General features: G+C 68.3%; 7 protein-coding genes and 4 pseudogenes. 3 read left to right on the top strand and 8 right to left on the bottom strand.

The window, feature by feature from the left end:
* Positions 1–402, bottom strand: a pseudogene (locus tag I53_RS16720) (ABC transporter permease subunit); the annotation flags it as partial.
* Here I53_RS16720 and I53_RS16715 point away from each other — a divergent pair.
* The 3 genes and pseudogenes from I53_RS16715 to mscL all read left to right on the top strand — a co-directional run.
* Positions 370–591 (top strand): annotated as a pseudogene (locus I53_RS16715) (hybrid sensor histidine kinase/response regulator); the annotation flags it as partial. The pseudogenes I53_RS16720 and I53_RS16715 overlap by 33 nt on opposite strands.
* Positions 592–900: 309 nt before the next feature.
* Positions 901–1,182 (top strand): annotated as a pseudogene (locus I53_RS31430) (MFS transporter); the annotation flags it as partial.
* Positions 1,173–1,565: a large conductance mechanosensitive channel protein MscL gene (mscL, locus tag I53_RS16710; protein WP_043352618.1), complete on the top strand. Its 393-nt coding sequence runs from the start codon at positions 1,173–1,175 to the stop codon at positions 1,563–1,565. The pseudogene I53_RS31430 and the gene mscL, both read left to right, overlap by 10 nt.
* Before the next feature lie 26 nt (positions 1,566–1,591).
* Here the strand turns inward: mscL and I53_RS16705 are convergent, their stop codons facing one another.
* The 7 genes and pseudogenes from I53_RS16705 to I53_RS16675 form a co-directional block, all read right to left on the bottom strand.
* Complete coding sequence (locus I53_RS16705; protein WP_043352614.1) at positions 1,592–1,867, bottom strand: hypothetical protein; 276 nt, start codon at positions 1,865–1,867, stop codon at positions 1,592–1,594.
* Positions 1,868–2,000: 133 nt separating this feature from the next.
* Positions 2,001–2,414, bottom strand: coding sequence for a DUF1236 domain-containing protein (locus I53_RS16700; RefSeq protein WP_043352617.1), 414 nt, complete (start codon positions 2,412–2,414; stop codon positions 2,001–2,003).
* A 126-nt stretch (positions 2,415–2,540) separates the two neighbouring features.
* A complete protein-coding gene (locus tag I53_RS16695) occupies positions 2,541–3,281 on the bottom strand; it encodes a NepR family anti-sigma factor (protein WP_043352613.1) in 741 nt (246 codons plus the stop codon).
* Between the two features lie 163 nt (positions 3,282–3,444).
* Positions 3,445–4,230 carry a class II glutamine amidotransferase gene (locus I53_RS16690; RefSeq protein WP_043352612.1) on the bottom strand — a complete coding sequence of 262 codons (786 nt, stop codon included), beginning with the start codon at positions 4,228–4,230 and terminating at the stop codon, positions 3,445–3,447.
* A 78-nt stretch (positions 4,231–4,308) separates the two neighbouring features.
* Positions 4,309–4,620, bottom strand: coding sequence for a hypothetical protein (locus I53_RS16685; protein WP_043352611.1), 312 nt, complete (start codon positions 4,618–4,620; stop codon positions 4,309–4,311).
* 1 nt (position 4,621) lies between these two features.
* A complete protein-coding gene (locus I53_RS16680; RefSeq protein ID WP_043352610.1) occupies positions 4,622–5,281 on the bottom strand; it encodes a cytochrome c oxidase subunit 3 in 660 nt (219 codons plus the stop codon).
* Positions 5,278–6,240 (bottom strand): annotated as a pseudogene (locus tag I53_RS16675) (cbb3-type cytochrome c oxidase subunit I); the annotation flags it as partial. The gene I53_RS16680 and the pseudogene I53_RS16675, both read right to left, overlap by 4 nt.
* Positions 6,241–6,420: the final 180 nt, after the last annotated feature.

The raw sequence follows: 6,420 nt of genomic DNA, 5'->3' as shown, positions 1-6,420 counted from the left end.
CAACGACAGCAGGGGCCGTGTCCAGAAGAAGGTTCGGGCCTCGTTGATCATCACGCCCCATTCCGCGGTCGGAGGCTGCACGCCGAGGCCGAGGAAGGACAGGCCGGCGACGTGGAGGGCCATGTGGCCGACGTCCAGGGTGGCGAGCGCGGCGAGCGGCGGCAGGACCCCCGCCAGCACGTGCTCGATGAAGACCGCCGCCGGCGACGCCCCCGCGATCCGGGCGGCCAGGACGTAGTCGCGCGTCTTGAGTTCGAGGACGAGACCTCGGACGATGCGGGCGTACCAAGCCCAGTGAGACAGGGCGATGGCCGCGATGACGTTGACGAGGCCGGTGCCGAACGCGCCGATCAGGAACAGCGCCAGCACGACATCCTGGTGCTCGACTACCATCTCGACGACGGCGCCTGCGGCCTCGACGTGGCCAACTACCTCCGGGCCGTGCACGCCGATCCGGTCCCGGTCATCGTCACCACCGCCGACCATTCCGATGCCGTCGAGGACGGGGTCACGGCCGCCGGGGCGGAACTCGTGCACAAGCCGATCAAGCCGGCGCAGCTCCGCTCCCTGCTCACCTACATGCTCGCCTGAGCGGCCTGCGGCGGTCCGCGCTTCGACCGGCGGCACGCCTCGCGCTGCCTGCGGACAGGCGGACCTTCAGGAAAGCCGATCCCCCGCCGGACAAGGGATGGGTCGCCCCGCGGCGGAGCACGAGCCCCCGACGCGGCACCCGTCCGACGCGAACAAACCTGCCCGTGCCGTGACATAGGACACACGACGCCCCTCGACGTGCCGTGCCGCCTGCGCGACAGGGAACAGCGTCCGCGGCGCGTCCTGCGTCCGGATTTTCCCAGCCATCGACGTCACGGACCCGCCGGGACGCCGCAGGAGCGCGCAGGAATGGCGCAGGTCCCGCTCGGTCCAGCCGGCGGCCGTCACGGACACCCGCAGAGGCACCCGCAGGGGCCTTCGCACGATGGCCTGCCGCCCCGCGAGCGCGTCCTCGCCATGGCGGCGATCGCGCTGGCCATGACCATGGCGGTCCTCGACGGCGCCATCGTCAACGTGGCGCTGCCCGTCATGGCCAAGGATCTGGCGGTCAGGCCGGCCGACGCGATCTTCGTGGTCAACGCCTATCAGATCGCCGTCACGGCCACCCTCCTGCCGTTCGCCTGCGCGGGAACGTGGTCGATCTCGCGGTCGGCGTGATCATCGGCGCGGCCTTCGGGGCCATCGTGACGTCGGCGGTCCAGGACATCTTCATGCCGGTGATCGGCGCGATCACCGGCGGGCTCGACTTCTCGAACTACTACATCCCGCTCTCGTCGAAGGTGCAGGCAGGCCTGCCCTATGCGGATGCCAAGAAGCAGGGCGCGGTCATCGGTTACGGCCAGTTCCTGACTCTGACCCTGAACTTCCTGATCGTCGCCTTCGTGCTGTTCCTGGTGATCCGGGCGATGAACCGCCTGCAGACCGCCGAGGCCAAGAAGCCCGACGCGATGCCGGCCGACGTGAAGCTTCTCTCCGAGATCCGCGACCTGCTGGCCGAGAAGCCGCGCGTCTGACGCCTGTGCGGACGCGCGGTGCCGCCTCAGCCCTTGGGCTTGTCGGTCTCGTCCGGCTTGACGCCGAGGGCATCGAGGATCTGGTCGAGGGCATGACCGACGGCTTCGGTCCCCTCCTCGTGGGTCTTCAGCCGGGTCTCGAGCCGGCGGATCTGCGGCTCGAAGGCATCCGGCACGGGATCGTCGCCGAGGAAGCGGGGCTTGTCCGACCCCACCGGCAGGACCCCGCGCAGCTGCTGCCCGAGGTGGTCGCGCACGGGCTCCGGCAGAGTGGTTTTCGGATCGGTGGGTGCGTCGCTCATGATCGCCTCACGGCTCGGGCCATCTCTCAACGGCCGGACGGATGAAGCGTTGCGCCGACGGCCGCGGCTATGAAGATGCCCCCGGAGCCGGGCTCCGGGGGCGCTTGGGCCAGCTCGAAACCGGCCCGGGGTCTTAGTCGATGACCTCGACGATGCGGTGGCCGCGATCGACCAGCACCGGACGATCGTTCACCACGGTGTAGCGGTAGCCCGGCTGCACGCGGTACTCGTTGGGCACGTCGTAATAGGTCACGCCCGAAGCCGGCAGGGTGGTGCCGACGGCGACGCGGCCGTCATAGTCGTAGGAGCGGACATTGCGCTCGCGGACATAGCTGCGGAAGCGCGGGGCCATGTCGACGCCGAGGATGCCGCCCACCGTGCCGGTAGCCGCACCGACCGCGCCGCCGACGATGCCGCCGATCGGGCCGGCCGCATCGGCACCCGCAGCCGCGCCGCGCTCGGCGCCGGGGATCGTGCCCTGGGCCTGGGCGGCCAGCGGAAGCGACAGGACGAGGGCCGAGGCGGCGATAAGGGTCTTGAAGGTCATGCGGGACATCTCCGTTCCGTGGTGTTTCGCTGCGCAGGCGCAGCGAAGCTCGGGCCGGTAACGCCCGACCCCCGGAATCGGATGCATCTTTTTTTGTGGGACGCCGGGATGCAGCCGGCTGAGCCCTCACGCGTCCTTGGGCATCGCCGACTGGATGAAGCGGTCGGAGCCGAGATCCTCCTCGTCGTAGCCCAGCAGCTCCGCGAGCCTGCCACGGGCGCGGCTGACGCGGCTCTTCACCGTGCCGACCTTGCAGCCCATGATGGCGGCGGCCTCCTCGTAGGAGACGCCCTCGGCGCCGACCAGGACCAGGGCCTCACGCTGATCCGGCGGCAGCTTGGCCAGCGCCGATTGCAGATCCTCGACGTCCAGCCGGTCACCCTGGTGCGGGGCGGTGGCGAGCCGGGCCGCGTAGGACCCGTCCTGATCCTCGACCTCGCGCACCCGCTTGCGGTGATCCGAGTAGAAGATGTTGCGCAGGATCGTGAACAGCCACGCGTTGAGGTTCGTCCCCGGCTGGAACCGGGCGCGGTGCTGCCAGCCCTTGAGCAGGGTGTCCTGCACGAGATCGTCCGAACGGGCGGGGTTCGACGTCAGCGACAGCGCGAAGGCGCGCAGGGACGGGACGGCCGCGAGCAGACCGTTGCGGAATTCCGGCTCGATCGCCTCGCCGCGGGCGCGCAAAGCCGCCTCGAGCTTCTCGATCAGCTCGGCGAAGCGGGACGGCAGCGTCTCCTCGCCGATCCGCTCGTAGACGGTGCGCAGATGCTCCCCGAGATGCGTGCGGATCCCGGGAGCCAGGTTCGGGCGGCCATCCCGAGTCCCGTCCTCCTGGGACAGGACGGTGTCGGTGTCGTCGCGGGTCATGTGTATCGCGCTCGTCAACTCGTCGTGGCTCGACCTGTGGTCCCCGGCGGGTCGAGGCGGAGCGCTTGTCGGCCCGAACCGGTTGGAAAGCCCGGCCGATGCGCTCCTGTTACCGGAGTTCTAGCGCATCGGGCGCGGGCATGCACCCTCAGGCAAAACACACTTAAGCTAAGTTGGCCGGTCTCAACAGCCGGATCGCCCCGTCGCGCAGGGTCAGGACGTCGCCGCGGGCGAGATCGGTCCAGCACTCGTCCCGGGTCAGCGCCTGGGTGGCGATCACCGTCACCACGTCGTGCTCGGTGGTCTCCTCGGCGAAATCCACCTGCCAGTCCTCGTCGATCAGGGTGGCCTTGCCGAAGGGGGCCCGCCGGGTGAGGTAGCAGAGGCGCTTGCCGCAATGGGCGTAGAGGGTGCGGCTGTCGGTGAGCAGCATGTTGAACACGCCGAGGGCGTGGAGTTCGCCCGCGAGGTCGGCCACGGCCCGGTCGAGGGTCTCGGGCCGGGGGAGGGCGCGGAACCGGGCCTGGAGCCGGCCGAGCATCCAGCAGAAGGCGTGCTCGCTGTCCGTCGAGCCGATCGGCATGAAGCCGCCCAGCGGCAGACGCTTCACGCCCTTGAGCTGTCCGTTATGCGCGAAGGTCCAGCGGCGGCCCCACAATTCCCGCGAGAACGGGTGGGTGTTCTCCAGGCTGACCCGGCCGCGATTGGCCTTGCGGACATGGGCGACGACGATGCGGCTCTTGATCGGCATGTCGCGCAGCAGCCGGGCGAGCTGCGAGCGGGCGCTCGGCTCCGGCTCGTGGAAGCTGCGGCAGGTGCGCCCGTCGTAGAAGCTGATCCCCCAGCCGTCCGCATGCGGCCCGGTCTCACCGCCGCGCCGGGCGAGGCCCGCGAAGGAGAAGCGGATGTCGGTCGGCACGTTGGCGCTCATGCCGAGCAGTTCGCACATCGTCTGTCAGCCGGGCTATGCGGGGGAGCGGCGACGTTTAGGAGTGTTCGGCCGCCCGGACAACGGATTTCGCGTCGCTCAGCGCGCCAGATAGTCGGTCAGCGTCATGCCGACCAGGATGGCGACCCAGAAGAAGCCGAGCCCCGAGAACAGCCGGATCAGCGGCGGCTCATGGATCACCTCCATGGAGACGAGGAGGATCAGCGCCACCATCACGGCGACCACGGCGAGTTCGACGATCCAGACCTGCGCGAAGGGGAGGGTGGCGCCGAGGGTGACGTTGACGGCCAGAAGCGCCAGCAGCGCCAGGAAGGTGAGCACCGGCGTGCGCAGGCGCCGCCGGATCAGGGCGCGGTCTTCGGCGCTCAGGGTCGCGAGGGGGTTCCGCATCCTACCGGTTCACCACGTAGAGGATCGGGAAGGCCAGGATCCAGACGAGGTCGATGAAGTGCCAGTACAGGCCGTAGACCTCGATCCAGTTCTGGTGCCGGGCGAGGAACCCGGCCTTGGCGGCCATCCAGGTCATGCCGAGCAGGAGCGCGATACCGGTGAACAGATGCAGCGCGTGAAGCAGGGTTGCGACGTAGTAGAGGTTCACGAACAGCCGCGCCGCCGGCATCTCGGCCAGCGCGAAGGGCCGATCGCTGAGGAACGGCATCATGTGCTCGGCCCAGTCGGCGTAGTACTCGTAGCCCTTGAGCACGAGGAACAGGCCCCCGAGCGCCGCGGTCGCCAGCATCGCCCGCACCATGGCGCGCTGCCAGCCCATCCGGGAGAATTCGATCGCCATCGACATCGTGAGCGATGAACAGATCAGCACCACGGTGTTGGTGGCGCCGATCCAGAACTTGAGGTGCTTGGCCGCCGCGATCGTCGCCTCGGGATGCTGGATCCGGGTGATCAGCGCCACCAGGAACAGCGCCGAGAACAGCAGCAACTCGGTGATCAGCCAGGCCCAGATGCCGAGCGTCGCCGCCTCGCGCTGCTGGGCCACGCTCTCGAAATGCTCCGCGCGCGCGACCCCGACGCCGTCGGCCAGACCTTTGCTCATCCGTGCTGGTCCCGGGATTCCTGGGCCTGGATCGGGTAGTCGTAGGGGATGCGCGGCACCTCGGGCGGGGACAGGAAATTGTGCGTCGGGGGCGGGGAGGCCGTCTCCCATTCGAGCCCCTTGGCGTTCCACGGATTGGCGGGCGCCTTCCGGCCGAACCAGAGGGAATAGACGAGGTAGAGCATCGGGAAGATGTAGCCCGCCGCCAGGATCGTGGCGCCCGCCGAGGACAGCACGTTGAGCAGCTGGAACTCCGCCGGGTAGGTCGCGTAGCGCCGCGGCATCCCGAGGTAACCCAGGATGAATTGCGGGAAGAAGGTCACGTTGAAGCCGAGGAAGATCAGCAGCGCCGAGACCCGGCCCCAGGGCTCGCTGTACATCCGGCCGGTGAATTTCGGCCACCAGAAGTGCAGGCCGCCGAGGAACGCCAGCACCGTGCCGCCGACCATGATGTAGTGGAAATGCGCGACCACGAAGTAGGTCGCGTGGATGTGCTGGTTGATCGAGAGCGTCGCGAGATAGAGGCCGGTGAGGCCTCCGAGCACGAACAGGCCGATATAGCCCATCGCGTAGAGCATCGGGGTATCGAGCCGGAGCGAGCCCTTATGGATCGTGGCGGTCCAGTTGTAGACCTTCACCGCCGAGGGCACCGCCACCGCGAAGGACAGGCCCGAGAACACCAGCGAGGCCAAATCGCTCTGGCCGTTGACGAACATGTGGTGACCCCAGACGAAGAAGGTCACGGAGGCCAGTCCGATCGACGCGTAGGCGACGAAGCGGTAGCCGAACAGCTTCTTCTGCGCGAAGGCCGGGACGATCTCGGAGATCACCCCCATGCCGGGCAGGACCATGATGTACACGGCCGGGTGGGAGTAGAACCAGAACAGGTGCTGGAACAGCACCGGGTCGCCGCCATAGGCCGGGTCGAACACGCCGATATGGAAGGCACGTTCCGCGATCTGCCTTGCATGGCGTTCCATCCCTGATTGGTGCCCGATCGTATCGCGGTGGCGGCCGCGCAGCCAGGACTTCCAAAGTAATGTAGCCTACAATTTACGATGACGATATGATCGCGGTTTCGCGCGCGCTCAGATCAAGTCCCGTAAATAAATTGGGCACAATGTAAGAGCTGATTGAGG

Origin of the sequence: Methylobacterium sp. B1 (genome assembly GCF_000333255.1) — a bacterium.
In the GTDB taxonomy this organism is placed as follows: Bacteria; Pseudomonadota; Alphaproteobacteria; order Rhizobiales; family Beijerinckiaceae; genus Methylobacterium; species Methylobacterium fujisawaense.
This window is presented reverse-complemented; position numbering and strand designations above follow the sequence as displayed.

What these genes read in the sequence shown, in the direction of transcription:
- I53_RS16705 (WP_043352614.1), bottom strand. Translation starts at nt 1,867, where the DNA reads ATGAGCGACGCACCCACCGATCCGAAAACCACTCTGCCGGAGCCCGTG.
- I53_RS16700 (WP_043352617.1), bottom strand. Translation starts at nt 2,414, where the DNA reads ATGACCTTCAAGACCCTTATCGCCGCCTCGGCCCTCGTCCTGTCGCTT.
- I53_RS16695 (WP_043352613.1), bottom strand. Translation starts at nt 3,281, where the DNA reads ATGACCCGCGACGACACCGACACCGTCCTGTCCCAGGAGGACGGGACT.
- I53_RS16690 (WP_043352612.1), bottom strand. Translation starts at nt 4,230, where the DNA reads ATGTGCGAACTGCTCGGCATGAGCGCCAACGTGCCGACCGACATCCGC.
- I53_RS16685 (WP_043352611.1), bottom strand. Translation starts at nt 4,620, where the DNA reads ATGCGGAACCCCCTCGCGACCCTGAGCGCCGAAGACCGCGCCCTGATC.
- I53_RS16680 (WP_043352610.1), bottom strand. Translation starts at nt 5,281, where the DNA reads ATGAGCAAAGGTCTGGCCGACGGCGTCGGGGTCGCGCGCGCGGAGCAT.